This window comes from Rathayibacter sp. AY1E3 (assembly GCF_002932235.1).
In the GTDB taxonomy this organism is placed as follows: Bacteria; Actinomycetota; Actinomycetes; order Actinomycetales; family Microbacteriaceae; genus Rathayibacter.
The window spans coordinates 1-24,549 of the sequence record NZ_PSVN01000005.1; the positions used below are offsets into that span (position 1 = coordinate 1).

Genomic DNA, 24,549 nt, shown 5'->3' on the forward strand with positions numbered 1-24,549 from the left:
ACGGCGGCGGGGAAGCCGCGCACCGCCTCCGCTCCGCGGTCACCGCGCCCGAAGCAGCCGCCCGCCCCGCCCTCGTCCGCGTGGATCGCCGGCGTCCGCGGCTCGGGCTTCACGCTGCTGGTGATGGGGATCATGATCCTCGCGATGGTCGTGCTCGCCCCGAGCATCAAGAACTTCGTTGAGCAGCGCGCCGAGATCGCCGAGCTGCAGCGCTCGGTCGACGCGGCCAAGACCCAGGCGCAGAACCTCGACGAGCAGCGCACCCGCTGGTCCGACCCGGCGTTCATCCGTGCGCAGGCCCGCGAGCGGCTGTACTTCGTGATGCCCGGCGAGGTGAGCTACCTCGTGCTCGACGACGTGACGCTCGCCCAGCAGGCGCAGCAGCCCGCGAGCGACACGGTGCAGGAGACCCCGAGCGACTGGGCCGGCTCCCTGCTGTCCTCGATCGCGGTCTCGGGCCTCGGCGAGCCGACCGCCGACGAGCTGACACCGACTCCGTAGCTCCCGCCCGACCCCGTCGCTCCCGCCCGGCCCCGCGTACACTGGAGCGTCCTCCCGGCCGTCCGTCCTCTGGAGCCCCCGTGACCACGCCCCCCTTCGATCCGCCGTCCGAGCGCGACATCGCGGTCGTCTCCGCCCAGCTGGGCCGTCCCGCCCGGGACGTCGTCGGGATCAGCGCACGCTGCGTCTGCGGCGACCCGACGGTGGTCTCCACGAGCCCCCGCCTGTCCGACGGCACGCCGTTCCCCACCTTCTACTACCTGACCCACCCCGCCGCGACGGCCGCGATCTCGCAGCTCGAGGCCACCCAGGTCATGGTCGAGTACAACGCGATGCTCGCCGAGGACGAGGAGCTGCGCGAGGCGTACGCCGCTGCGCACCGGGCGTTCCTGGCCGACCGCGAGAGCGTCGGCTCCGTCCCCGAGATCGCGGGCATCTCCTCCGGGGGCATGCCCTCGCGGGTGAAGTGCCTCCACGCCCTCGCCGCGCACGCCCTCGCGGCGGGCCCCGGCGTCAATCCGATCGGCGATCTGGCCCTGGCCCGCGCCGACTGGTCTCCCGAGCGCTGCGCCTGCAGGCCGCTCGACGCGTAGCCGCTCCTACCGGAGCCACGGAGGCGCCACCACCGGCGCGCTCTTCGCTAAGCTGATTCCCAGTCGGGGTCAGTGCTGCCCACCGCATCGAGAGCGGGCACTTCGCATTGCGTGAGGGTGTTCGCATTGTCCATCCCTCTTGGAGAGTCAACCGTGCCCAGAATCCTGATCGTCGGAGGCGGCTACGCCGGCTTCTACACCGCGTGGAAGCTCGAGAAGCAGCTCCGCCCGCACGAGGCAGAGGTCACGATCGTCGACCCGCTGCCCTACATGGCGTACCTGCCCTTCCTCCCCGAGGTCGCCGCGGGGTCGATCGAGCCGCGCCACGCGATCGTCTCGCTCCGCCGCCACCTCAAGAAGACCGCGATCCTCGCCGCCAAGGTGACGAAGATCGACCACGCGAACCGCACCGCGACGATCACCCCGACCGTGGGCGAGCCCTACGAGTTCGAGTACGACCAGATCGTCGTCACCGCCGGCTCCGTCTCGCGCACCTTCCCGATCCCGGGCGTCGCCGACAACGCGATCGGCCTGAAGACGATCGAGGAGGCGACCGCGATCCGCGACCGCATGCTCACGAACTTCGACAAGGCCGCGTCGCTCCCCGCCGGCCCCGAGCGCTCGCGCCTGCTGACCGTCACGGTCGTCGGCGGCGGGTTCGCGGGCATCGAGGTCTTCGCCGAGCTGCGCTCCTTCGCGAGCGCGCTGCTCAAGCGCTACCCCGAGATCGACTTCGAGGAGACGCAGTTCCACCTCATCGAGGCGATGGGCCGGATCATGCCCGAGGTCGCCCTCGAGACGAGCCACTGGGTGCTGAAGAACCTCGACCAGCGCGGCGCCACCGTGCACCTCGACACGCAGCTCAAGTCGGCCGAGAACGGCGTCATCCAGCTGTCGACTGGCGAGAGCTTCGAGTCGGACCTCATCATCTGGACCGCGGGCGTCATGGCGAACCCGTCGATCAAGAACTCCGATCTGCCCATCGAGGAGCGCGGCCGCCTGCGCGTGCGCGCCGACCTCCGCGTCGGCCACGACGACGTGCTCGTCGAGGGCGCCTGGGGCGCCGGCGACGCGACGGCCGTCCCCGACCTCACCGGCGGCGGCGTCGGCGGCTTCTGCGTGCCGAACGCCCAGCACGCCGTCCGCCAGGGCAAGCTCATGGCCAAGAACATCACCGCGGTGCTCCGCGGCGAGGAGCCGGTCGACTACGTGCACAAGAACCTCGGCGCGGTAGCGGGCCTGGGCATCGGCATCGGCGTGTTCCAGTCCGGCAAGATCGCCGTGAAGGGCTTCCCCGCCTGGGTGATGCACCGCGGCTACCACGGTCTCGCCATGCCCTCGTGGGAGCGCAAGTTCCGCGTGGTCTGGGGCTGGTGGAACAACCTCTGGCTCGGCCGCGACATCGCCTCGATCGAGGCCCGCGAGTACCCCCGCGGCTCCTTCGAGACCTACGCGTCGCGTCCGCGTCCGGCGGCCCCGGCCGCCGAGGCTCCGGCCGCGCAGGCCCCGGCGCAGATCCCCGGCCAGGCCGGTGCTCCGGTCCCGGTCGGCGGCGAGCCCGCCAAGTCCTGACACCGCCGCCGGGAGGGTCGCTCCTCCCGGTGGTCGCCCCCATAGCCCAATCGGCAGAGGCAGACGACTTAAAATCGTCTCAGTCTGGGTTCGAGTCCCAGTGGGGGCACTCCGTCCGACGTGCCGCTCTCTAGGCGGCGCGGGCGTGCGCGCTGCGTCGAGCGGGCTCGAGCAGCCCGGCCTCGAGGGCCTGGGTGATCTCGCCCGGGGTGCAGTCGGCGCAGAGCACGACGAGCTCCTCCTCGGTGTCGCGGCCGCCGGAGCGGTCGAGGACGACGGCGTCGGTTCCGCAGAGTGCGCATTCGATCATGCGGGTACCGTACGTCCGACCTCCGACATGCGCGCGGCAGCGCCCCGGCGCGTCTCGCCCGGATCCGGCAGGGCGCCGGGCGCGCCTCCGGACCGGTCGTCCTTCCGGCCGGAGGAGCCCGGTGTTCGGGAATCGGACGAGGATCCCGCGCGCCCGCGCCGCCTCGCCTAGAGTCGTCACCGGGCGGTTCCGAGCCCGGGCGCCCGCGTCCGGATGCGAGCCGCCCGGTCCACGGCGGGCGCCGGAACGGTCCCGCTTCTCGTGCCCGCGGGCACCGTCATGCACCGCCCGGCGACGGGCGGCCGGGAGGCCCCCATGGGGAAGCTGCTCTACGGAGCCTCGGGAGTCGAGATCGAGTTCGACGACCGCACGCTCACGCACGTCCAGATCGTCATCGCCAACAAGCTGCGCCGCCGCGAGAGCTTCTTCTTCTCCTGGCGGGACGACCCCGCGGTCGGCGACGGCCGCTCGAGCATCTGGCTCGACCCCTCCGTGCCCCTCTACTTCAAGTACTTCGGCGGACGGGTCCCCTCGATCAACCGCACCTGGATCGACCTGCTGACCGTCTCGGCGAACTCGTCCGGCGGGCTGCAGCTCGTGCAGGAGCCGGACGCCGCCCCCACCCCGCCGCCGAAGGGCGAGCAGGGCGCCTGACCCCCACCCGCCACGCCCCGGAGAAGAGCCCCATGCAGCGCGACGTCTCGGCCCACCTGACCCTCGACGTCGCGGCTCCGGCCGCCCTCGTCCTCTCGATCGCGGTGGCCGACGCGTACGGGGCGGAGGAGTCGCTGACGCTCACCGTCGACGGCCGCCCGCTCGCCGCTCGCGAGGTGATCGACCAGCACGGCACCCGGCTGCACGTGCTCGACGCGCCGGTCGGGCACCTCGTCGTGGACTACTCCGCGCGCGTCCTGGGACGCCTCGATCCGCTCGAGGGCGACGAGGTGGACCGGCTGCGGTACCTGCGGCCGAGCCGCTACGCCGAGTCGGACGTGCTGTGGGCGACGGCCCGGGCCGAGTTCGCCGGCCTCGCCGGGGCGGACCTCCTGCACGCGGTGAGCTCCTGGGTCGGCACGCGGCTGGCGTACGTCCCCGGCTCGAGCCTTCCGACGGACGGGGCCGAGCGGACGCTGCTCGCCCGCCGCGGCGTCTGCCGCGACTTCGCGCACCTCGTCGTCGCCCTCCTCCGTGCGCTGGACGTGCCCGCCCGACTGGCGGCCGTGTACGCCCCGGGACTGCAGCCGATGGACTTCCACGCGGTCGCGGAGGCCTGGATCGAGGGGGAGTGGCGGGCGGTCGACGCGACGACGCTCGCGCCGCGGTCGAGTCTCGTGCGGATCGCGACGGGACGCGACGCGGCCGACACCGCGTTCCTCGGCGTCTACGGCGGCATCGCGACGCTGCGCGAGCTGACGGTCGGCGCCGTGGCCGACGTGCTGCCGGGCGACGACCTCGACCGGCCCGTCTCGATCGGCTGAGCGGGCGGCCGAGGCCGGCTACTCCGACTCGACGAAGCGCCGCCAGGCCCAGATCGACGTGCACACCGCGCTGAAGGCGACGACGGCGAAGAGCACCGGACCCGCTCCGCCGTCGGTCGACCAGGACGCGATGGTCGGGGTGAGCAGCACGAACAGCACGGTCGTCGCGAGGAGCGTGAGCGCGAGCCAGAGCAGCGGAGACCAGCGCAGGATGCTGCGGCCGGCGGGGCGCCCGACCGGGAACAGCAGCACCACGCTCGAGCCGACCGAGATCAGCGTGGTCGCGCTGAGCACCTCCGCGGCGAGCACGGAGCCGAACGAGCCGTCGGGCGGGACCACGGCGGAGGCGCCCCAGGCGAATCCGGCGAGGCCCAGCAGCGAGACGACGCGGACGGTGGAGAGCTTCGCGCGGTCGACGGCGGACGCGCCCTCGGGGAGGACGAGGCCGATCACCACGCCGAAGAGGAGCGCCGGGTCCAGTCCCGCGAAGCGCGAGACGAGAGCGGCCGCCGCGACCAGGAGCAGCGCGCGCGGAGCGGCGACGACGCCGATCCCGCTGACGCCGATCCGTCGGCCGACCAGCGCGGGGACGGCGGCGGCGACCGCGTTGACCACGGCGACGGCCACGATGACGGCGATCAGCAGGCGCAGGTAGGCGGGCTGGCCGTCGACGCGTCCCGAGAGCAGGACGAGGCCGGCTGCGCAGCCGATCATCCCGACGACCATCAGGCGCGGCGAGGCGGGACCGGTGTCCGGCTTGTCGTCGTACTCGACGGCGGCGCGGTTGCGGCCCGTGAGGTGCCAGCTGCGCTCGGCGCGGGGCGCCCGCCCGGCCGCGGCGAGGCGGGCCGGCACGACGACCAGGGCGAGCGAGAGCAGAGCGAGCGCGAGGGAGCGCATCCAGTCGGCCATCGAGACGACGGGCGATCCGGCGGACAGCGCGGTGGTCATCCCGGTCGCCGCGCTCCAGCCGCCCGGCTCGGATCCGGCGTCGGGGGCGGGCTGCGGCGGCACGTCACCGCCGTCCACGTCGGGAGCCGGGACCGGCGCTGCGGTGGGCTCGGCGGTCGGCTCGTCCTCGGGCGTGGGCGCGGTCTCCCCGGGGCGGACGGGCGACGGGGACGCGGTCGGCGCCGCACTGCTCGGAGCGGGAGACGCGGCGGCCCCGGGTGCGGTGGGCGCGGCACCGGGGGCGGCCGGCGTCGTCGCGCTGGGCGTGCCGGTGGGAGCGGTCGTCGCCGCCGCGAAGGTCACGTCGATCCAGGGGCTCGGCGGGCTGTAGTTGCCGGCGCTGTCCCCGGCGATGGCGGAGACCCGGTGCGCGCCCGCCGTGATCGTGCCGCCGGTGCAGCTCCAGGCGCCTCCGCTGACCGCCGCGTCGCAGGTGTTGACCCGGTCCACGTACACGTAGGCGCGAGTGCCGTCCACGCCCGTCCCCGAGTAGGACGCGCCGCCGAGCGGCAGGGCGGCGCCGTCCGACGGCGAGGTGAGGGCGGGGGCGGCAGGAGCAGCGGTGTCGACCACGAGGGTCACCGGCGCGCTGGCCGGCGAGGCGGCGCTGCCGGCGAAGGAGGCGGTCTGCGTCGCGGTGACGCGGTAGCTGCCCGGCGCCGGAGTGGGGGCGAGCTGGCAGAACCACGCGCCGCCGGAGTCGGCGGTGGCCAGGCACGCGGCGCCGCCGTTCGAGACCGCGGCGACGCTCGCGCCGGGGTAGGCCGTGCCGCGGACCGAGCCCGCGGAGGTCGCCGAGCCGTCGACCGACTCGATGACGGGGGCGCTGAGGACGGCGATCGGGACGGCGGCCGAGGTGGTCCCGCCGCCGGCGAGGAGCTCCACCGCGACCAGGGTCGCCGGCCCGTCGTCGAGGGAGACGGCGCAGCTCCAGCCGCCGTCGGGGCCCGCGGTGGTGATGCAGAGGGGGTCGCCGCCGCCGCGGAGCCCGATCTGCACCTGGTCCCCGGCCGTCGCCGTGCCGGTGACCGTCGTCGCTCCCGTGCTGAGGACCGCGCCGGAGGAGGGAGCGGTGATCGCGAGAGCGGCGGCCTGCGCGGCCGGAGCGGCCAGCCCGGAGACGGAGGCGACGGCCGCGAGGAGCACCAGCAGCAGGGCGGCCGTGCGCCGCGGGGATCGGCGGAGTCGGGGCACCGGCACGACCGGTGAACCCCCCGGTACTGCCACGTCGACGCCCGATTTCACGATGCGTCCATTGCACGGGGGCAGGGGGGAGCTGTCAAGCGCGCCGCACCACTGTTCCCGGATGTACACCATCCGGAGGAGGCGTCTCGGCCGGTCGGGGGAGTCGGGGAGATCCGGGAGAGCGCTTCCGCGAGAATATAACCGTCGATCAGATCCGGAGGACAGTGGAATGCGCGAAGACGAGGCCCGCGGGCGCGATCGGCGGGAGGTGCGCGTCGAGGCCGCGCGCTTCGACGATCCGCGCGAGCTGGGCGGGCTCCTGCCGCCGGGCCTGCGCATCGGACTGGCGCAGAGCGCCTTCCAGACGGAGGGCTCCCTCGAGACGGGCGGCCGGGGCCGGTCGGTGTGGGACGACTTCGCGCTGCGACGGGGGACGATCGCCGAGGAGGCCACTCCCGAGATCGCGACGGACTTCCTCCTGCGCTGGCGCGAGGACCTCGCGCTGCTGGTCGATCTCGGCGTCGACGAGCTCCGGCTCTCGGTCTCGTGGCCCCGGCTGCAGCCCGACGGCCGCGGGCCGATCGACCGCGGAGGGCTCGGCTTCTACGACCGCCTGCTCGACGGGCTCGCCGAGACGGGGATCCGGGGCGCGCTGACCCTGCACCACCGCGACACCCCGTCGGCGCTCAGCGGCGGCTGGATGAACCGCGACACCGCGTTCCGCTTCGGCGATCTCGCCTTCGAGCTCGGCGGGCGGTTCGGCGACCGGGTCGCCGACTGGATCACCCTCGACCAGCCGTCGACGGTGATGCTCGAGGGCTACGCGCTCGCGCGGCAGGCGCCGGGCGCCGGCCGGCTGTTCAGCGCCCTGCCGGCGCTGCACCACCAGCTCCTCGGGCACGGCGTGGCGCTGGAGGCGCTGCGGGCGGCGGAGGTGACCGGGAGGATCGGCCTGGTCGACGCGCTCGCGCCCGTCGAGCCCGCCTCCGACGACGACCGGGACCGCGCCTTCGCCTCCCTGGCGGACGTCCTGCGGAACCGCCTGGTGGCCGACGCCGTGCTGACCGGGTCCTACCCGGTCGGACCGGAGGAGCTGCCGCCGTTCCTCGGCGCCCTCGCGCAGGCGGATCCGGTCGACCTCGCGCGCGTCTCGGCTCCGCTCGACTTCTACGCGGTCGCGCCGCTGCCGCCGCTGCGGATCGTGGCGGGCCGCGACCCGGCGCTGCCGACCGGGGTGGGCGCTCCTCCCGCGCTCCCGTTCCACACGGCGCCATGGCCGGAGCTGGACCGCACGGGCGACGGCTCGCCGGTCGCACCCTGGGCGGTGGTCTCGGTGCTGCGGTCCCTCGTGGAGCGCTACGGCGACGCCCTGCCGCCGCTGGTGGTGACCGCGCTCGGCGCGAGCTACCCCGACGAGCCCGATCGCGAGGGTGCGATCGTCGACACGAAGCGGATCCGCTGGCTCGGGGCGCACCTGGCCGCTCTCGCCGAGGCCGTCCACGACGGACTGCCGGTGGAGGCCGTGCAGCTCTGGACCCTGGTCGACGCGTTCGAGTGGCAGCACGGCTACAGCCGCCCGCACGGGCTCGTGGCCGTCGACACGCGCAGCCGGGACCGCGTGCCCAAGGCGTCGTTCGACTGGCTCCGGCGCGTCCTCGACGCCCGCTCCTGACGCGGGGGCGTGCGAGACTGCCGCCGTGCGCAGCCTCCTCGCCCTCGCCTCCGTCCTCCACGCCGACCCCGCCCCGGTGCTCGCCGCCCTCGCGGACGTCCTCGCCGCCGACGGCGCCTACGAGCGGCGGGGGAGCGGGCTCGAGCGCCGACTCCCCGTGCTCGGCGTCGAGCAGTGGCGGGTCCTGGCGGACGAGGAGGGGGCCCGGGTCGAGTGCGAGCTGATCGCCGCACCCGCCTCGTCGGCGCTCGCCGGGGTCCTCCTCCGGCGGCGGATCCGCGAGGCGCCGGACCGGTTCCGCGCGGTCGTGACCGCGGTCGCCGACGCGGTGGAGTGACGCTCCGGGGACGCCCGCGCGGGTCCGCTCCGCCGCCCGCTCTCCGCTCCGCCCGCCGACCGGCCCGCCGCCCCGCCTCCACCCCGCGCCAGCGCCCCCCGAACGGGGAATGCGCGGGCGCTCGCCGCTGTTGTCTACCGATGACGGGACGGGGCTCGGCGCCCCGCCCACCGGACAGCTCGAAGGAGCCAGAGGCAGATGGCAGGAACAGGGATGAACAAGGGTCGAGGGGCGCGCGGCAGTGACGACGAGATCGTCTACCGCCGCCACGCGAACGGACGCGGCATGGTCGCTCCCGGATCGCGCGTCTCGGCGACCGCGTACGTGGAGACCGGCGCCTACGTGGAGCCCGGCGCGACCGTGGGCGAGCGCGCCTGGATCGGCGCGGGCAGCTGGGTCGACCGCGACGCCATGATCGGGCACAGCGCCTTCATCGGCGCGAACGTGCACGTCGGGCCCGAGGCGATCATCGGGCCGGGGGCGCGGATCGGGAGCTACTCCCGCATCGGACGCTCGGCCGTGATCGCGACCGGCGCCCGCATCGACCGCGACACCGTGGTGCCCGACGGCGCCCGGAAGGGCATCGACGAGGCGAGCGAGAGCGGCCGCCGCGCGGCCTGACCCCCACGACCCTGTTCCGCCGGCTCCCCGGAGCGGCGGAATAGGGTCGTTCCATGTTCGAACTCCACCACCTCAGCGCCCAGGAGCAGTGGGACTGGCTGCAGCGCGGAGAGGTCACGCCTCTCGAGCTCGCCGATCACTACCTCGCCCGGATCGAGCGGTGGAACGGGGAGCTGGGCGCCTTCGCCACGGTGACCGCCGATCGGGCGCGGGAGCGGGCGTCATCGCTCGGCACCGGGCGCGGCACCGCTCCGCTCTGGGGCCTGCCGAGCGGCGACAAGGACCTCTGGCGGCGCGCGGGCGTGCGGACCGCATCCGGATCGCGGCTGCGCGAGCACCACGTGCCCACCGCCTCCGACGAGATCGTCGAGGTGCTCGATGCGGCGGGAGCGGTCAGCCTCGGCAAGACCGCGGCACCCGAGTTCGGGATGCCCTCCTACACCGAGACGCTGATCGGCCCGCCCGCCGTCACGCCCTGGGACACCCGCCTCGGGGCCGGCGGATCCAGCGGAGGAGCGGCGGTCGCCGTCGCCGCGGGACTGCTGCCGTTCGCCCCCGCCTCGGACGGCGGCGGGTCCATCCGTATCCCCGCCGCGGCCTGCGGCCTCGTAGGACTGAAGCCCTCCCGCGGACGCGTCGCCGCGCTCTCCGGCATCGGCGGGGTCGGCGGCCTGACGGTCGCCGGGCCGATCACCCGCTCGGTCGCCGACGCGGGCCTCCTGCTCGAGGGCATGCTGGAGCGGACGAACGGCCGCCTCCCGCAGCGCTGGTCGCTCGGCGCGCCCGGTGACGGCGACGGCTCGTTCCTCGGCGCCGCGGTGCGCGGAGAGGGGCGCTTCCAGATCGGCGTGCTCACGGACTCGCCCTGGGACGAGGAGTACGAGATCGCTCTCGCTCCGGAGGCGCGCGCCGCGCTGGACGAGGGGATCGCCGCGCTGGCCGCGCTCGGCCACGGGCTCGAGGAGGCGTCGCTGCCCCCGAGCGCCGCGTACCCCGCCGCGTTCCGGACGCTGTGGCAGAGCGGCGCGGCGACCCTGCCCGTCGAGGGCGCGGACCTCGATCTGCTGGAGCCGCTGACCCGCTGGCTGGTGGAGGAGGGACGCCGGCGCTCCGCCCGCGAGATCGTCGAGGCGGCGTCCTGGCTCTCGGGCTACGAGCGCGCGGTGATCGCGGCGTTCTCCGGCGTCGACGCGGTCCTGACGCCGTCGCTGGCGATGACGCCGCGCCCCGTCGGCTGGTACGACCTCGAGGATCCCGAGCGCAATTTCGAGCAGCAGTGCCTCTACACGCCGTACACGTCCTTCGTGAACGTGAGCGGCCTCCCCGCGATCACCCTTCCGCTGAGCACCACGGAGGAGGGCCTGCCGATGGGAGTCCAGCTGATCGGGCGACCCGGCGGCGAGGCGACACTGCTGGCGATCGGCGCGCAGCTCGAGCGGCGGGCGCGCTGGCAGAGGCGGCACCCGCCGCAGTGGTGACGGGGCAGGCCGCAGTCGTGACGGGGCCGGGCGCGGCCGCACGGCGGATGGTCAGGGTCCGGCTCTGGTCACTGAGGTAAGCCTTGCCTATACTCGAACACGATGTGCATGTTCGAGGACCGCGACGGCTCCGCGCCAGTCGACGTGAAGCAGTTCCTGATCGCGGGCGACGAGACCGTCGTGCCGTGGATCCAGAGCATCCTCGACGCCCTCCCCGCGAACGCCCGCGGCCAGGTCTTCGTCGAGGTCGACGACGCGCGCGGACTGCCGCCGCTCGCCGCCCCCGGACGGGTCTGCGTCACCTGGCTCGGCCGCTCCGAGCGCTCGGGCGCCCCCGGCACCGGTGAGCGCTGCTCCCGCGGAGTCGCGCTCGACCGCGCGGTCCGGGCCTGGGTCGGCGAGATGTCGGTCGTCGACGGCGACTACCCGTGGGCCGACGGCCGCCACGACTTCTGCGCCTGGATCGGCGGGGCCGGCCCCGTCGTCGCCGAGCTCGCCGCCGACGTGGAGGCGCGCCTGCGCACCTCCGCCGAGCACGCCGCGCGCTGACCGTCCGCCGGGCGTCCCGGCTGAGTGTTAGGCAAGGCTTACCTTCTGTGCGAGACTGAGGCGATGCCCCCGACGACCGCCGCCCCCGCCCGACCGGCCTACCGGCCGTACCTCGCGACCGTCGCCGCAGCGACCCGGATCGCCCCGCACTTCATCCGCGTGACCCTCACCGGCACCGGCCTCGACCACGTCGGCTGCACCGGCCCCGACCAGCGCATCAAGCTCGTCGTCCCCACCGCCGCCTCCGACGCCCCCGCCTTCCTCGCCTCCGTCTCGGACCCCGACGGACCCGACGGACTCGACCCCGACTGGTACGGCCGCTGGCGACAGCTCCCCGACGAGCTCCGGAACCCGCTCCGCACCTACACCATACGCGCCGTCCGCCCCGAGGACGCCGAGGTCGACATCGACTTCGCCGCCCACGGCGACACCGGACCGGCCTCCGCCTGGGTCGAGAGCGCCCGCGCCGGCGACCAGATCGTCATCATCGCGCCCGACACGCGCTCCGACCTCCCCGGCGGCGGAGTCGAGTTCCACCCCGGCGCCGCCACCTCCCTCCTCCTCGCTGGCGACGAGACGGCCGTCCCCGCCATCGCCGCGATCCTCGAGAGCCTCGACGACGACGCCACCGGAGCCGCGTTCCTCGAGGTCCCCACCGCCCACGACCGCCTCCCGCTCCGCCACCCCGCCGGCGTCCACGTCACCTGGATCGTCCGCGCCGACGCGGCAGCCCCCGGAGCGGCCCTCGGCGACGCGGTCCGCGCCTGGGCCACCCGCTTCCTCACCGCCCACCACCGCGGCGTCGACGTCAGCGACATCGACGTCGACCACGAGATGCTCTGGGAGGTCCCCGACGAGAGCACCGACCCCGGCCTCTACGCCTGGATCGCCGGAGAAGCCGGCGCCGTGAAGCTGATCCGCCGCTGCCTCGTCACCGAGCTCGGACTCGACCGGAAGCGCGTGGCGTTCATGGGGTACTGGCGCCTCGGCCGCCAAGAGTCCAACTGACCCGGAGCGCCGCAGGGCGATGTTCTGCGGCGTTGTCGTCGGGCGCGATACCGCCGGTATCGCTTCCTCCTCCGCCTTGCAGAACGTCGCCCTGCGACGCTCCGGGCACTGCTCGTAGAGGATCGGCGCGCCGGGGGCGCGGCCGCGGGGGACGGCGCGCCGGAGGCGCGACCGCAAGGGGGACGGCGCGCCGGGGGCGCGACCGCAGAGGGTGCGGCGCGCCGGGGGCGCGACCGCGGGGACGGCGCGCCAGGGGCGCGACCGCGGAGGACGATGCTGATCGAGTGGATCTCGCAGGGGGCGTCTCGAGATCCACTCCGACGGACTTCGCGCGTGATCGAGCGGTTCTCGGGTGCCTGGCGAGTCGGGCGACCGCGCCCGGACATGCTCATCGGGTAGCCCTCGGAGAGGGAGTTTCGAGATCCACGCCCGACCGATCTCGCGGCTGATCGAGCAGCACGCGGGCACAGACCGAGTCGGGCGACCGCGCGCAGACCTGCTGATCGGGCAGCCCTCGGAGAGGGCGTGTCGAGATCCTCCCGGCGAGCGGGTCGGGTACTCCGCGCCGCCCCGGCGTCGAGTCGGCGGCGGCGGGGAGCGGCAGCGGGCTACAGGGTGGGCGAGACGCCCACGAGGCGGCTGGAGAGGGTCCAGAGGTCGTGGGCGAGAGCGCGGTCTCGGGCCTGGGGGTTCAGGGAGCCGTGCGGCGTCAGCTGGTCGAAGTAGGTGCCGCTGGCGGCGCCGACGTCGGGCTCGGAGGCGAGGGTGATCAGCGGCACCGCACCCGCCTCGGCGGAGATGCCGAAGGAGCCGACCGAGAGGCTCGTCATCAGCTTCATCATCGTGCTGTCGGCGCCGAAGCTCGTCGAGACGACGCCCGGGTGGAACGAGTACGCGTCGACCGACGTCGTCAGCAGCCGCTCCGCCAGCTCGCGGATGAAGAGGATCGTCACCAGCTTCGACGTGCCGTACGCCCGCCAGCCGCCGAGCCACGGACCGCGGCGGTTGTCGAGGTCGTCGAGCCTCAGGCGACCGAAGCGGTTCGCGAGGCTCGCCGTGGAGACGACGCGGACGCCGGCCCGCTCCCTCGAGGTCTCGATCATCCGCGGGAGCAGGAGCCGCGTGAGCAGGAACGGCGCGAGATGGTTGCTCTGGATCGTCCGCTCGTGGCCGTCGACCGTCTCGGCGCGGTGGGAGACGAGCCCGCCCGCGTTGTTCGCCAGCACGTCGATCCGCTCGTAGCGCTCGAGGAGGCCGTCGGCCAGGGCGCGGACGTCGTCGAGCCGGTCGAAGTCGGCCAGGAACGCGTCTCCTCCCACGTCGGCGGCGACCGCGCGGGTGCGCTCGGGGTTCCGCCCGACCACGGCCACGCGGGCACCGGCGGACGCCAGCGCTCCCGCCGCGACCCGGCCGATGCCGGAACTGGCTCCGGTGAGGACGACGACGCGCCCCGTCATGTCAGTGACCACGGAGATATCCGCCCTTCTCGAGACCGGCTTCGATCTCGAATCGATTGCGCAGCGGATCGCGACCCGCCACCGTGTACGCGAACGGGAACCACATCCCGTAGAGCCGCCACTGCTCCTTGTGCACGGCCTCGTGCTCGAGGACGCTGTCGGAGACGTTGGTGCCCGTGAGGTAGCTCGTGCCGACGCAGGACCCTCCGCGGCCGAACGCCCAGGAGGGCAGACCGGTGAAGACGACGAGGCCGTGGCTGCGCCGGATCGGGCCCGTGCTCCACAGCGCGCCCCAGGCGAGTCCGACCGCGCACGCGAAGAGGTAGCCCGGCCGGGTGATCGCCGGATCCAGGGCCACCGTCGCGACGGCTCGACGGAGCGCGCTCACGCGCTGTCGCGTCCGTAGGTCTCGAGCAGCCGCAGCCAGACCTCGCTGATCGTCGGATAGGAGGGGACCGCGTGCCAGAGGCGCGAGAGAGGCACCTCGCCGACGACGGCGATCGTCGCGGAGTGGATCAGCTCGCCGACCTCCTTGCCGACGAAGGTGACGCCGAGGACGACCTTCCGGTCCTCGTCCACGACCATCCTCGCGGTGCCCGTGTAGCCGTCGGCGGCGAGGGCGGCGCCGGCGACCGAGCCGATCTCGTAGTCGACGACGCGGGTTCGGTAGCCGGCCTTCTCGGCGGCCGCGGCGGTGAGGCCGACCGACGCGACCTCGGGGTCGGTGAAGACGACCTGCGGCACGGCCTCGTGGTCCGCGGTCGCGACGTGCGCTCCCCAGGGGGCGTCGTGGACCTCGGCACCGGTGGCGCGCGCGACGATCACGTCGCCGGCCGCACGGGCCTGGTACTTGCCCTGGTGCGTGAGCAGTGCGCGGTGGTTCACGTCGCCGACCCCGTAGAGCCACGGACGCCCGCCGCCGAGGGGAGCACCGTCGCCGCCCAGCACGAGCATCGTGTCGTCGACCGTCAGCGAGGAGCCGGGCTCGAGGCCCACCGTCTCGAGGCCGACGTCGCGGGTGTGCGGGGCGCGGCCGGTCGCGGCGAGCACCTGGTCGGCCTCGATGACGTCGCCGCCCTCGAGCGTCACGGCCACGGTGCCGTCGGACCGGCGCTCGACCGAGACGGGCGAGTCGCCGAGGCGCAGGTCGACGCCGAGCTCCTGGAGCGCCGAGCCGACGAGCTCGCCGGCGAAGGGCTCGAACGGCGCGAGGAGTCCGCTGCGGGCGACGAGCGTGACGGAGGAGCCCATGCCGGCGTAGGCGGTCGCCATCTCGGTCGCGACGACTCCGCCGCCGATGACGACGAGGCGCGGCGGCACCTCCTCGGCCGAGGTGGCCTCGCGGCTCGTCCAGGGGGATGCCGCGCGCAGGCCAGGGATGTCGGGGACGACGGCGGTGGTGCCGGTCGCGACGGCGACGGCGGAGCGGGCGCGGAGCACGCGCACCTCGCCGTCGGGTCCGGTCACGGTCACCTCGCGCTCGCCGCTCAGGCGGCCGTGCCCGCGGACGAGCTCGATGCCGGCGCCCTCGAGCCACTGCACCTGGCCGTGGTCGTCGAAGTGGCTGGTGAAGGAGTCGCGGCGAGCCAGGAGCGCGGGCACGTCGACTCCTCCGCTCACCGCCTGCGCCGCGCCGGGGAGATCACGGGCGGCGCGGAGCGCCATCGGCGGCCGCAGCAGCGCCTTCGAGGGCATGCACGCCCAGTAGGAGCACTCGCCCCCGACGAGCTCGCTCTCGACGACGGCCGCGGTGAGGCCGCCCTGGACCGCGCGGTCCGCGAGATTCTCGCCCACCGGTCCTGCTCCGATGACGATGACGTCGAACTCGTCCGTCGTGCTGCTCATGCTGTCTCCCTGGGGTTCTCGGAGGCGTCGAGCCCCGTCGTCGGTGGGTGCCCGGCGCTCAATGCGCCGGCACGATCTCGGCCCGCCAGCCGTCGTAGCGGCCGCCGTGGCTCTCGACCGCCTCGATCACCTGGCGGAGGAACGCGGTGGTCGACTCCTCGTCGACCGCGGCGTGGTGGCTCGCGACGAGGACCTGCCTCAGCCTCAGCCGCGAGATCGCGATCTGGAAGCCGGAGGCCACGAGGACGCGCCCGGCCCGTCGTGCGGTGCTGCGGCGGGAGAAGACGGCGAAGTGGTCGACCTCGCGCAGCTCCCACACCTGGTCGCCGTAGCGGAGCCGGATCTCGAGCTGCTGCGCGGCCCGCTCCTGCTGCGCCTCGAGGGAGGAGCCGCCGGGCGCCGTGACGGTGGTGCTCTCGTCGCTCATCGTCCGGTGAACTCCGCCGTCGTGCGCTGGAGGAAGGCCTCGGTGCCGATGCGCGCGTCCTCGGACACCGCGAGACGCGCGAGCGCCCCGGGGAGCGCGGCCGCGGCCTCGGCGTCGGACGCGGCGACCGCGAGCCGGGCACTGGCCAGGGCGGCCTGCACGGCGAGCGGCGCCTGCGCGGCGATCCGGGCGGCCAGAGCCCAGGCCGCCTCGGCGACCGTCCCGTCGGGGACGACCTGCTGCACGAGGCCGATGCGGTGGGCCTCCTCGGCGTCGAAGAGGTCGCCGGTGAGGATCCAGCGCATCGCGTCGCCCCAGCCGACGGCGCGGGGGAAGCGCAGCGTCGCTCCGCCGAAGGGCAGGATGCCGCGGGCGACCTCGATCTGGCCGAAGCGGGTGGACCGCTCGGCGAGGACGACGTCGCTCGCGAGCGCGAGCTCGATGCCGAGCGTGAGGCAGGTGCCCTGGAGGCCGATGACCACCGGCTTGCTCACGGGGCGGGTGCGCAGGCCCCAGGGGTCGAGACCGCCCTCGGGCACGAAGTCCAGGCCGTCGGAGCCCAGACGGGGCCCGATGTCGGCGAGGTCGAGCCCGGCCGTGAAGTGCCCGCCCTCGGCGAGGACCACGCCGGCGCGCAGCTCCGGGTCGCGGTCGAGCTCGCCGTACGCGGACGCCAGCTCCGCGAGCAGCCGCAGATCGGCGGCGTTGCGCTTCTCGGGCCGGTCCAGCACGATCGCGAGCACGGTTCCGCGCCGCTCGGTGCGCACGCGCGGTCTCTCGTCGCTCATCGTTCCTCCGCTCGGTCGCGTCCGACCATCTTGCCGGGTGCCGCCGACACGCGCTCGGGCTTGCGCGCCGATGGCAGGGCTCTCTCAGGCCCCGCGGGACAGAGCGCCGAGGAGGCGGAGGATCGTGGGCAGGTCGTCCTCGGCCGCGGTCGGCGACGACGGGGCGAACGAGGTGACGCCGGCGCCCGCGAGCGGGAAGCGGGACCGGAGGGCGTCGAGGCTCGCGACGAGGCGCGACGCGGGCACGCCGAAGGGCACCGGGTCGAACAGCCCGGCGAGATCGGCGGGGTCGAGCACGTCCAGGTCGAGGTGCACGTAGACGGAGGCGGCACCGGTCGCCTCGACCGCCGCGACGAGCGACTCCGGGTCGAGGGCTTCCGCGGTCAGCACCGCGGCCCCCCGCTCGACCAGCGGCTCGAGCTCGCCGTCGTCGGCGGAGCGGACACCGGCGAGGACGACGCGCTCGTCGGCCACCCGCTCCTCGGCGCCCGCGCTCAGGAGGCCGACGCCGCGGCCCAGCGCGGCCGAGAGGACCATGCCGCAGAAGGCGCCGCTGGGGGAGGACTCGGGAGTGTGCGCGTCCGGGTGGGCGTCGAGCCAGACCAGCGCGACCGGACCCGGTGCCGAGCGGACGGCGTGCCCGATCGCCGCGAACTCGACGCCGCAGTCGCCGCCGATCGTGATCACGGGATCGGTGCGGCCCGAGAGGGCCTCGCGCACCCGCTCGGCGACGGTGGCGACCGAGGCGTAGCGGCGGATGCCGGTGTCCTGAGCGTCGCCCGCCTCGGCGGGGATGTCGAGGGTCGTGGTGGCGGAGGAGGGCAGATCGCCCCGGATCGCCTCGGCTCCGTCGACGAGGCGCATCGCGCGCGTCGACGCCGAGCCCTGCCACTGGGGGACGACGAGGAAGGAGGCCATGTCCCTCACTATGGCACGCGCGCCGCTGCCGGGTGCCTGCGTCCTCAGGCCGCGGGCAGGCCTCCGGGGACGGCCGCGGGGCGGAGCGACGGGGGTGCGCCGTCGAGGTCGACCAGGGCCTCGTCGAGTGCGGAGCGGGCGCGGTCGGCGGCAGCGCGGGCCTCGTCCAGAGCGCCGGCCGGATCGCCTGCCGCACGGCGCACCGCGGTGTCCAGCTGCCCGAGCGTCTCCTCCGCGAGGATCCGGGGTGCCGCGGTGATGCGCTCGCCGTGCACGGCGGCCAGGAGCAGCACCGACTCGGCACCGAGCCGGGCCGCGGTGCGCGCCGCCTCGAACAGCAGGAGCTGGCGCTCGGCCTGGGCGCGCGGCTCGCGGTATCCGGAGACGACGGCGTCCAGAGCGGAGTCGGCGTCGAGCAGCAGGACCAGCAGCGCGGCCGGATCGTGGCGGGCGCCGGCCGACCGGGCGTCGTCGGCGTCGAGGAGGAGCGACCGTGCCGCGGCGCACGCGACGGCCACGTCGGCGGCGGAGGCGAGCTGCGCCGAGGTGCGCAGGTCCGAGAGGGTGGCGGCCCGCTCCAGGTCGTCCCGCACGGAGCGCTCGACGCCGCTCAGCTGCACCTCGGCGCGGGTCACGAGCCCGACCAGCGAGTCGACCGCGTCGAGCAGGGCGCCGGGATCGGGGGAGCCGCCGGCGGCGACGTGCTCGACGGCCTCGCGCAGCGGTCGGACCCGGCGCTCGGGAGTGGTCCCGGCGAGGACGGAGACCTCGGAGCGCGCCTGCTGCACGCGCTCCGGGAGGGACGGGCTCGGCGAGGTCACTCCGTGATCGTACGGCCGGAGTGTGACACCGCGTGACACGGCGGTTCGACCAGCGGCGGCGGCGTGCCCAGGATGAAGTCATGACCCGCTCACTCGCCATCGTCGAGGTCGCCCGCGTGCGACCGGGCCGCGAGGAGTACCACGCCTACGTGCAGATCCTGAACGGCCGCATCCTCGCCCTCGCGCACGAGCGCGGCTGGCGGGCGGAGCGCTTCGCCGCCGAGGAGCTGGGCACGGAGGAGCTGCTGGCGCGCACGGCGGGGGCGGACGCCCTCGTCCTCGCGGGCGGCGAGGACATCGCTCCCGAGCAGTACGGCGCCGACCGCGGCTACCCGGCCGAGGGCCCCCACGCGGAGCGCGCCGACGCCGCCCAGATCGCGCTGGTGCACCGGGCGCTGGCCCGCCGGACCCCGCTGCTGGGCATCTGCCGCGGCCTGCAGATCGTCAACGTCGCGCTCGGCGGCACGCTGGTGCAGGACCTGGGGCCGGAGGCGGAGCACGTCAACGCGGCGGCCCCTGCTCACCAGCGCATGCACCGGCACGAGGTCGGGCTCGCGGCGGGCTCCGTGCTCGGCGGGCTCTTCGGATCCGAGGCGCTCGCGGTGCAGAGCGCGCACCACCAGGCGGTCGACCTGCTCGCTCCGGGGCTGCGGGTCGTCGCCCGGGCGGAGGACGGCGTGATCGAGGCCGTCGAGCACGTCGCGGCCCCCCTCGTGGGTGTGCAGTGGCATCCCGAGGACCCGGACGCTCCCGCCGGTCAGCTGGCGACGCTGCTCGACGGGCTGGCGCTCGCCGCCGCCCGCGGGGAGTTCGCGCTGCCCGTCGCCGCCTGAGCGGCCGGGGCTCCCCGCGGGCGACCGGCCTCAGCGGGCCAGTCGGGCCATCCACGCCTCGATGTCGTCGGCCGAGCGCGGGATGCCGGCCGAGAGGTTCTCGGCGCCGTCGGAGGTGACGAGCACGTCGTCCTCGATCCGGACGCCGATGCCGCGCAGCTCCTCCGGGACCGTGAGGTCGTCGGGCTGGAAGTAGAGGCCGGGCTCGATGGTGAAGACCATGCCCTCCTCGACCAGTCCGTCGAGGTACATCTCGCGCCGTGCGCGGGCGCAGTCGTGCACGTCGAGTCCGAGGTGGTGGCTGGTGCCGTGGACCATGTAGCGGCGGTGCTGCTGGTTGTCGGCCTCGAGCGCCTCCTCGGCGCTGACCGGCAGCAGGCCCCACTCGGCGGTGCGCCGCGCGATGACGGCCATCGCCGCGGCGTGAACCTCGCGGAAGCGGATGCCGGGGCGGACGATCGCGAACGCGGCGTCGGCCGCCTCCCGCACCGTCTCGTGCACCTGGCGCTGGGCGTCCGTGTAGCGGCCGTCCACCGGGAAGGTGCGCGTGATGTCGGCGGTGTAGTAGCTGTCCTGCTCGACGCCGGCGTCCAGCAGCACCAGCTGGCCGGGGCGCACCGGCCCGTCGTTGCGCGTCCAGTGCAGGATGCAGGCGTGGGGGCCCGCCGCGGCGATGGTGTCGTAGCCGACCGCGTTGCCGTCGGCGCGCGCGCGTCCGTTGAAGACGCCCTCGATCAGGCGCTCGCCCTTCTCGTGGGCGATGATGCGCGGCAGGTCGGAGAGGACGTCCTCGAAGCCGCGGCCCGTCGCGTCGACGGCGGCGCGCAGCTCGGCGATCTCGTAGGCGTCCTTGACCAGGCGGAGCTCGGCGATGTCGCGCTCGAGCGCCGCGTCGCGGTCCGCCCGCTCGTCGGCCCCGACCGCGTCGAGACGGCCGGTCACCGCCGGGTCGGCCTCGCGCAGCACGGCCAGGGGGACGCCGTCGTGCGCGTCGAGGACCGCGTCGAGCTCGGCGATCCCGCGGGTGACGAGGCCGAGATCGCTCGCGACCTGCGCGAGCGACGGACGCGGCCCGATCCAGAACTCGCCGATCTCGGGGTTGGCGTAGAACTCGTCGGAGTCGCGGCCCGCGCGCTCGCGGAAGTAGAGCGTCGCGCTGTGGCCGGACCCGGCGGGCTCGAGGACGAGGACCGCGCCGGGCTCGGAGTCGGAGCCCCAGCCGGTGAGCCAGGTGAAGGCCGAGTGCGCACGGAACGGGTAGTCGGTGTCGTTCGCGCGCTGCTTGAGGCGGCCCGCCGGGACGACGATGCGCACGCCGGTGTGCAGTGCGGAGAGGCGCTCGCGGCGGGAGGCGGCGAAGGACGCCTGCTCGCGCGGAGCAGGCAGCGGCTCCTCCCGCTCGGCCCAGCCGGACGCGATGAAGTCGCGGAAGCGGTCGGAGGCGGGGGTCGTCGAGCGGTTCGCGGTGGCGCGGGGGCGCGGGGCGGCGGCGGGGTCGGGCGTCTGAGCGGCGGTCCGCTCCTCCGTGTTCGTCATGGCTCCCATTGTCCTCCTCCGCACGGCCGCGGGGGCCGCCACGGGCCGGGCGGGGGAGGAGGACGGGGAGTCGGCGCCGGGGAGGAACGTCAGGACGCGTCCTTCACCATCCCGCGGACCGAGAGCTGGACGACCAGCGGCCGGTGGTCGCTCCCGGCGTCGTCGCGGTCGTCGACGACCTGGTAGCCCGAGACCTCCCAGCGTCCGGAGAAGAGGACGTGGTCGATCGGGGCGCCGAGCGCGGGCGGGACAGAGGACGGCCAGGTGCCCAGGGCGGCGCCGCCCGCGACGGTCCCCGCGTCGCGGCAGCCGCCCAGCGCGGCCGAGCCCGGCAGCCCGGTCCAGTGGTCGACCGTGGAGTTCAGATCGCCGAGGACCACGACGTCCTCCTCCGCGGAGCAGAGCGCGGAGACCGAGAGCAGATCGCTCCGCCACTCCGCGAGGCGCGAGGGGATCGGCGCCATGGTGTGCACCGCGGCGAGGACGGGGCGCTCGGGAGTGTCGGGGCGTGCGACGAGGGACGGTGTCGATCCGGTGACGACCGCGGCGGTGTCGACGCTGTAGCCGCCGAGCGAGGGAGAGAGCAGCAGGGCCGCCCCGTCGTCGGCGCCCGACCCGGCGTAGTGGAGGGTCATCGACATCCCCTGGGCGCTGAGCGCGTTCACGACGTCCTGCGCGTGCGTCTGCGAGACCTCGAGGAGGGCGATGCCGTCGACCGCGCTCTCCCGGGCGAGCGAGGCGATCGTGTCGACGGGAACGCCGTCGTGCAGCACGTTCCAGGTCGCGAGGCGCACGTCGGCGAGGCGGTGGGCGCGCGGAGCGGCGGAGTCGTAGCCCCGCGCTCCCTGCACTCCCGCGAGCACGAGCGCGAAGACGACGCCGAGCGCCGCGAGGGCCAGCGCGAGGCGCCTGACCGGAGCGACGAGGACCGCGATCACGACCAGGACAGCGGCGAGCCCGACGGCCGCCGCGCCCGTCGCGAGCCGGAACGGCACCAGCTGGGCGAAGGGGGCCTCCCGGGCGATCCCGAAGAAGCCGGGCGCCGCGACCACCAGCAGAGCGATCGCCACGATCACCGCCACCGCGGTCTTCACCAGTCTCGTCCCCATCGCCGCCCAGGCTACTAGGGCATCGGAGGGCTCGCAGGCGGCGCGTCTACGATGAGCGCATGCATGTCGACGGGGGCCGTTACGACCTCCACACCCACTCCGTCGTCTCCGACGGCACCGAGGCTCCGGCCGTCCTGGTGCGGGCCGCGGCCGCGGCCGGGCTCGCCGGAGTGGCGCTCACCGACCACGACACGACCGGCGGCTGGGCCGAGGCGCTCGCCGCGGCCGAGGAGGCGGGCATCGACCTGCTGCCCGGCATGGAGCTCTCCTCCCGCGTCGGCTGGGCCAGCGTCCACGTCCTCGCGTACCTCGTCGATCCGGCGGATCCGGGGCTCGTGGCCGAGACCGCGCGCATCCGTTCGGCCCGCACGCACCGCGCGGAGGCGATCGTCACCGCGATCGCGGCCGACTACGACCTCACCTGGGACGACGTCCTCGCCCAGACCAGCCCGGGCACGACCATCGGGCGTCCGCACATCGCCGACGCGCTCGTCGCCCGCGGCCTGGCCACCGACCGCTCCGCGGCCTTCGCGGGGATCCTCGACTGGCGCGGCGGCTACTACCGCCCGCACTACGCGCCCGACCCGGTCGACGCCGTGCGCCTGGTCCGCGCGGCGGGCGGGGTTCCGGTCATCGCGCACCCGGCCGCGAGCGCCCGCGGGATCGCGGTCGAGTCGATCCTCCCGCAGCTCGTCGACGCCGGCCTGTTCGGCCTCGAGGTCGAGCACCGCGAGAACACGGCCGACGGCAAGCGCCGCCTGCGCGAGCTCGCCGAGCAGTACTCGCTCGTCACCACGGGCTCGAGCGACTACCACGGCACGGGCAAGCCCAACCGCCTGGGCGAGAACACGACCGCGCGCGCGACCGTCGACGCGATCCGCTCCTCCGCCCGCTGAGTCGCGGAGAGCCGCTGACAGGCGGAGAGCCGCCGGATCACCGTGACCGCTGAGGGGCGAGAGCCGCTGAGTCGCGTGGGGACACCGCTGAGTCGCGGGAGAGCCGCTGAGACGCCGGGAGCCCGCCCTCCCGCGACGGATCGCGGGGGGACGGGCTCGGGGCGCGGAGGCTCAGGCCTGCGCGTCGGGGCGCGGCGAGCGGCGGCGCGACCGGGTGCGGCGGCGCGGCTCGCTGTTGCCGTCGTGGTGCTCCTTGCTCTCGCTCGAGGGAGCGGGGCCGGTCTGCTGCGGAGCGGTCGAGTCGGCGGAGTCGGAGCGGGTGCGGCGACGCGGCGGCCGGTCGCCCCGCTCGGAGCGCTCGCCGCGGTCGGAGCGCTCGCCCCGGTCCGGGCGCGCGTCGGCCTTGGCCTCGGCGGGGATCGGAGTCGGCTTCAGCCGTCCCTTGGTCCCCGCGGGGATGTCGAGGTCGGTGTAGAGGTGCGGCGACGACGAGTAGGTCTCGACCGGGTCGGGCTGGCCGAACTCCAGCGCCCGGTTGATGAGGGCCCACTTGTGCAGGTCCTCCCAGTCGACGAAGGTCACCGCGATGCCGGTCTTGCCCGCGCGCCCGGTGCGGCCGACGCGGTGCAGGTAGGTCTGGTCGTCGTCCGGGATCGTGTGGTTGATCACGTGGGTGACGTCGTTCACGTCGATGCCGCGCGCGGCGACGTCGGTGGCGATCAGGATGTCCTTCTTGCCGGCCTTGAACGCCGCCATCGCGCGCTCGCGCTGCTCCTGGTTGAGGTCTCCGTGCACGGCCGCCGCGTTGAAGCCGCGGTCGTTGAGCTCCTCGACGATGCGGGCCGCGGCGCGCTTCGTGCGGGTGAAGATGACGGTCTTGCCGCGGCCCTCGGACTGCAGGATGCGCGCGATGACCTCGTCCTTGTCGAGCGAGTGCGCCCGGTAGACGATGTGCTTGATGTTCGCCTGCGTGATGCCCTCGTCGGGGTCGGTCGCGCGGATGTGGATGGGCTTGTTCATGAAGCGGCGCGCGAGCGCGACGATCGCGCCCGGCATCGTCGCCGAGAAGAGCATGGTGTGGCGGGTGGGCGGCGTCTGCGCGAACAGCTTCTCGATGTCCGAGAGGAAGCCCAGGTCGAGCATCTTGTCGGCCTCGTCGAGGACCATCACCTGCACGTTGGCGAGCGAGAGCAGGCGCTGCCCGGCGAGGTCCAGGAGGCGGCCGGGGGTGCCGACGACGATCTGCGCGCCGGCCTTCAGCTGCTCGATCTGGCCCTCGTAGGCCTTGCCGCCGTAGATCGAGACGATCTTGGTCGGCCGGTTGGAGGCGGCCAGCTCGATGTCCTCGGTGACCTGCACGGCGAGCTCGCGGGTCGGGACGACGATGAGCGCCTTGACGCCCGGCTCCGGGTCGGTGCCGAGGGCCTGGATGAGGGGGAGGCCGAAGCCGAAGGTCTTGCCGGTGCCGGTCTTGGCCTGGCCGATGATGTCCTGCTTCTGCAGGGCCAGGGGGATCGTCTGCTCCTGGATGGGGAACGGCTCGAGGATGCCCTTGGCGGCGAGTGCGGCGACGATGTCGTCGTCGATGTTCAGATCGGAGAAAGTCACGGAGTGAAGCGCCTGTCGTGTCGAACGGTCTACGCCCCTGTACGACTCCGGGCGCA

At 74.7% G+C, this 24,549-nt stretch carries 25 protein-coding genes and 1 tRNA gene; 14 read left to right on the forward strand and 12 right to left on the reverse strand.

Translation table 11 applies throughout. The features are described 5' to 3' along the window. From C5C53_RS05390 to C5C53_RS05405, 4 genes are all read left to right on the forward strand, one after another. A partial coding sequence (locus C5C53_RS05390) for a septum formation initiator family protein (RefSeq protein ID WP_104267026.1) occupies nucleotides 1-501 on the forward strand: 501 nt, incomplete at its 5' end. Between the two features lie 80 nt (nucleotides 502-581). Next, the gene (locus C5C53_RS05395; RefSeq protein WP_104227430.1) at nucleotides 582-1,094 is read left to right on the forward strand and encodes a DUF501 domain-containing protein; all 513 of its coding nucleotides are present in this window, start codon (nucleotides 582-584) and stop codon (nucleotides 1,092-1,094) included. A gap of 153 nt (nucleotides 1,095-1,247) precedes the next feature. Then, entirely contained in the window at nucleotides 1,248-2,666 is a 1,419-nt protein-coding gene (locus C5C53_RS05400) for an NAD(P)/FAD-dependent oxidoreductase (protein WP_104225019.1), read from the forward strand. Between the two features lie 35 nt (nucleotides 2,667-2,701). Beyond that, nucleotides 2,702-2,775, forward strand: a tRNA-Leu gene (locus C5C53_RS05405). A 21-nt stretch (nucleotides 2,776-2,796) separates the two neighbouring features. Here C5C53_RS05405 and C5C53_RS05410 read toward each other — a convergent pair. Then, nucleotides 2,797-2,976, reverse strand: a complete 180-nt coding sequence (locus C5C53_RS05410; protein ID WP_104225020.1) for a hypothetical protein — start codon at nucleotides 2,974-2,976, stop codon at nucleotides 2,797-2,799. A gap of 315 nt (nucleotides 2,977-3,291) precedes the next feature. On the opposite strand from C5C53_RS05410, the gene C5C53_RS05415 reads away from it, so the two are divergent. Continuing rightward, complete coding sequence (locus C5C53_RS05415; protein ID WP_068211888.1) at nucleotides 3,292-3,630, forward strand: ATP-dependent DNA ligase; 339 nt, start codon at nucleotides 3,292-3,294, stop codon at nucleotides 3,628-3,630. A 32-nt stretch (nucleotides 3,631-3,662) separates the two neighbouring features. Then, nucleotides 3,663-4,454 carry a transglutaminase family protein gene (locus tag C5C53_RS05420; protein ID WP_104234572.1) on the forward strand — a complete coding sequence of 264 codons (792 nt, stop codon included), beginning with the start codon at nucleotides 3,663-3,665 and terminating at the stop codon, nucleotides 4,452-4,454. An 18-nt stretch (nucleotides 4,455-4,472) separates the two neighbouring features. On the opposite strand, the gene C5C53_RS05425 is transcribed toward C5C53_RS05420, so the two are convergent. Further along, entirely contained in the window at nucleotides 4,473-6,599 is a 2,127-nt protein-coding gene (locus C5C53_RS05425) for a hypothetical protein (protein WP_181127718.1), read from the reverse strand. 220 nt (nucleotides 6,600-6,819) lie between these two features. Between C5C53_RS05425 and C5C53_RS05430 the strand changes: the two genes are divergently transcribed. The 6 genes from C5C53_RS05430 (at nucleotide 6,820) to C5C53_RS05455 (ending at nucleotide 12,255) form a co-directional block, all read left to right on the forward strand. Beyond that, nucleotides 6,820-8,262 carry a glycoside hydrolase family 1 protein gene (locus C5C53_RS05430; RefSeq protein ID WP_181127719.1) on the forward strand — a complete coding sequence of 481 codons (1,443 nt, stop codon included), beginning with the start codon at nucleotides 6,820-6,822 and terminating at the stop codon, nucleotides 8,260-8,262. A 25-nt stretch (nucleotides 8,263-8,287) separates the two neighbouring features. Further along, the gene (locus C5C53_RS05435; RefSeq protein ID WP_104267029.1) at nucleotides 8,288-8,599 is read left to right on the forward strand and encodes a hypothetical protein; all 312 of its coding nucleotides are present in this window, start codon (nucleotides 8,288-8,290) and stop codon (nucleotides 8,597-8,599) included. A 213-nt stretch (nucleotides 8,600-8,812) separates the two neighbouring features. Next, the gene (locus C5C53_RS05440) at nucleotides 8,813-9,220 is read left to right on the forward strand and encodes a transferase (RefSeq protein ID WP_104334124.1); all 408 of its coding nucleotides are present in this window, start codon (nucleotides 8,813-8,815) and stop codon (nucleotides 9,218-9,220) included. Nucleotides 9,221-9,273: 53 nt separating this feature from the next. Continuing rightward, complete coding sequence (locus tag C5C53_RS05445; RefSeq protein WP_104267030.1) at nucleotides 9,274-10,698, forward strand: amidase; 1,425 nt, start codon at nucleotides 9,274-9,276, stop codon at nucleotides 10,696-10,698. Between the two features lie 108 nt (nucleotides 10,699-10,806). Continuing rightward, complete coding sequence (locus C5C53_RS05450; RefSeq protein ID WP_160034004.1) at nucleotides 10,807-11,247, forward strand: SIP domain-containing protein; 441 nt, start codon at nucleotides 10,807-10,809, stop codon at nucleotides 11,245-11,247. A 63-nt stretch (nucleotides 11,248-11,310) separates the two neighbouring features. Continuing rightward, entirely contained in the window at nucleotides 11,311-12,255 is a 945-nt protein-coding gene (locus C5C53_RS05455; protein ID WP_104256203.1) for a siderophore-interacting protein, read from the forward strand. Nucleotides 12,256-12,863: 608 nt separating this feature from the next. On the opposite strand, the gene C5C53_RS05460 is transcribed toward C5C53_RS05455, so the two are convergent. The 7 genes from C5C53_RS05460 to C5C53_RS05490 all read right to left on the reverse strand — a co-directional run bounded on the left by C5C53_RS05460 (nucleotide 12,864) and on the right by C5C53_RS05490 (nucleotide 18,511). After that, on the reverse strand, nucleotides 12,864-13,724 hold the full coding sequence (locus C5C53_RS05460) for an SDR family NAD(P)-dependent oxidoreductase (protein ID WP_244230659.1): 861 nt from the start codon (nucleotides 13,722-13,724) through the stop codon (nucleotides 12,864-12,866). Then, entirely contained in the window at nucleotides 13,714-14,100 is a 387-nt protein-coding gene (locus C5C53_RS05465; protein WP_104227423.1) for a Fe-S oxidoreductase, read from the reverse strand. The genes C5C53_RS05460 and C5C53_RS05465 overlap by 11 nt, the downstream gene beginning before the upstream one ends. Next, on the reverse strand, nucleotides 14,097-15,557 hold the full coding sequence (locus C5C53_RS05470) for an NAD(P)/FAD-dependent oxidoreductase (RefSeq protein WP_104225031.1): 1,461 nt from the start codon (nucleotides 15,555-15,557) through the stop codon (nucleotides 14,097-14,099). The genes C5C53_RS05465 and C5C53_RS05470 overlap by 4 nt, the downstream gene beginning before the upstream one ends. A 58-nt stretch (nucleotides 15,558-15,615) precedes the next feature. Continuing rightward, entirely contained in the window at nucleotides 15,616-15,984 is a 369-nt protein-coding gene (locus C5C53_RS05475) for a ribonuclease E inhibitor RraB (protein ID WP_104225032.1), read from the reverse strand. Next, nucleotides 15,981-16,772, reverse strand: a complete 792-nt coding sequence (locus C5C53_RS05480; RefSeq protein WP_104267031.1) for a crotonase/enoyl-CoA hydratase family protein — start codon at nucleotides 16,770-16,772, stop codon at nucleotides 15,981-15,983. Before C5C53_RS05480 ends, C5C53_RS05475 begins: the two co-directional genes overlap by 4 nt. An 84-nt stretch (nucleotides 16,773-16,856) precedes the next feature. Beyond that, nucleotides 16,857-17,690, reverse strand: a complete 834-nt coding sequence (locus C5C53_RS05485) for an arginase family protein (protein WP_104267032.1) — start codon at nucleotides 17,688-17,690, stop codon at nucleotides 16,857-16,859. Between the two features lie 44 nt (nucleotides 17,691-17,734). Further along, the gene (locus C5C53_RS05490) at nucleotides 17,735-18,511 is read right to left on the reverse strand and encodes a hypothetical protein (RefSeq protein ID WP_104239623.1); all 777 of its coding nucleotides are present in this window, start codon (nucleotides 18,509-18,511) and stop codon (nucleotides 17,735-17,737) included. An 80-nt stretch (nucleotides 18,512-18,591) separates the two neighbouring features. Here C5C53_RS05490 and C5C53_RS05495 point away from each other — a divergent pair, with 80 nt between their 5' ends. Beyond that, the gene (locus C5C53_RS05495; protein WP_104248220.1) at nucleotides 18,592-19,344 is read left to right on the forward strand and encodes a gamma-glutamyl-gamma-aminobutyrate hydrolase family protein; all 753 of its coding nucleotides are present in this window, start codon (nucleotides 18,592-18,594) and stop codon (nucleotides 19,342-19,344) included. 30 nt (nucleotides 19,345-19,374) lie between these two features. On the opposite strand, the gene C5C53_RS05500 is transcribed toward C5C53_RS05495, so the two are convergent. Further along, nucleotides 19,375-20,880 (reverse strand): aminopeptidase P family protein, encoded by a 1,506-nt coding sequence (locus C5C53_RS05500; protein WP_258075376.1) that lies wholly within the window; start codon nucleotides 20,878-20,880, stop codon nucleotides 19,375-19,377. 89 nt (nucleotides 20,881-20,969) lie between these two features. Then, on the reverse strand, nucleotides 20,970-21,989 hold the full coding sequence (locus C5C53_RS05505; RefSeq protein WP_104256196.1) for an endonuclease/exonuclease/phosphatase family protein: 1,020 nt from the start codon (nucleotides 21,987-21,989) through the stop codon (nucleotides 20,970-20,972). A 59-nt stretch (nucleotides 21,990-22,048) separates the two neighbouring features. Here C5C53_RS05505 and C5C53_RS05510 point away from each other — a divergent pair, with 59 nt between their 5' ends. Then, entirely contained in the window at nucleotides 22,049-22,885 is an 837-nt protein-coding gene (locus C5C53_RS05510; RefSeq protein ID WP_104224845.1) for a PHP domain-containing protein, read from the forward strand. A 171-nt stretch (nucleotides 22,886-23,056) separates the two neighbouring features. Here the strand turns inward: C5C53_RS05510 and C5C53_RS05515 are convergent, their stop codons facing one another. Then, nucleotides 23,057-24,493, reverse strand: a complete 1,437-nt coding sequence (locus C5C53_RS05515; protein ID WP_104224844.1) for a DEAD/DEAH box helicase — start codon at nucleotides 24,491-24,493, stop codon at nucleotides 23,057-23,059. Nucleotides 24,494-24,549 lie beyond the last annotated feature (56 nt).

Bases quoted from the DNA above. Each gene is read 5' to 3' on its own strand.
- C5C53_RS05410 (WP_104225020.1), bottom strand. From the start codon at position 2,976: ATGATCGAATGCGCACTCTGCGGAACCGACGCCGTCGTCCTCGACCGC.
- C5C53_RS05415 (WP_068211888.1), top strand. From the start codon at position 3,292: ATGGGGAAGCTGCTCTACGGAGCCTCGGGAGTCGAGATCGAGTTCGAC.
- C5C53_RS05420 (WP_104234572.1), top strand. From the start codon at position 3,663: ATGCAGCGCGACGTCTCGGCCCACCTGACCCTCGACGTCGCGGCTCCG.
- C5C53_RS05430 (WP_181127719.1), top strand. From the start codon at position 6,820: ATGCGCGAAGACGAGGCCCGCGGGCGCGATCGGCGGGAGGTGCGCGTC.
- C5C53_RS05440 (WP_104334124.1), top strand. From the start codon at position 8,813: ATGAACAAGGGTCGAGGGGCGCGCGGCAGTGACGACGAGATCGTCTAC.
- C5C53_RS05445 (WP_104267030.1), top strand. From the start codon at position 9,274: ATGTTCGAACTCCACCACCTCAGCGCCCAGGAGCAGTGGGACTGGCTG.
- C5C53_RS05450 (WP_160034004.1), top strand. From the start codon at position 10,807: ATGTTCGAGGACCGCGACGGCTCCGCGCCAGTCGACGTGAAGCAGTTC.
- C5C53_RS05455 (WP_104256203.1), top strand. From the start codon at position 11,311: ATGCCCCCGACGACCGCCGCCCCCGCCCGACCGGCCTACCGGCCGTAC.
- C5C53_RS05470 (WP_104225031.1), bottom strand. From the start codon at position 15,557: ATGAGCAGCACGACGGACGAGTTCGACGTCATCGTCATCGGAGCAGGA.
- C5C53_RS05475 (WP_104225032.1), bottom strand. From the start codon at position 15,984: ATGAGCGACGAGAGCACCACCGTCACGGCGCCCGGCGGCTCCTCCCTC.
- C5C53_RS05480 (WP_104267031.1), bottom strand. From the start codon at position 16,772: ATGAGCGACGAGAGACCGCGCGTGCGCACCGAGCGGCGCGGAACCGTG.
- C5C53_RS05485 (WP_104267032.1), bottom strand. From the start codon at position 17,690: ATGGCCTCCTTCCTCGTCGTCCCCCAGTGGCAGGGCTCGGCGTCGACG.
- C5C53_RS05495 (WP_104248220.1), top strand. From the start codon at position 18,592: ATGACCCGCTCACTCGCCATCGTCGAGGTCGCCCGCGTGCGACCGGGC.
- C5C53_RS05500 (WP_258075376.1), bottom strand. From the start codon at position 20,880: ATGACGAACACGGAGGAGCGGACCGCCGCTCAGACGCCCGACCCCGCC.
- C5C53_RS05505 (WP_104256196.1), bottom strand. From the start codon at position 21,989: ATGGGGACGAGACTGGTGAAGACCGCGGTGGCGGTGATCGTGGCGATC.
- C5C53_RS05510 (WP_104224845.1), top strand. From the start codon at position 22,049: ATGCATGTCGACGGGGGCCGTTACGACCTCCACACCCACTCCGTCGTC.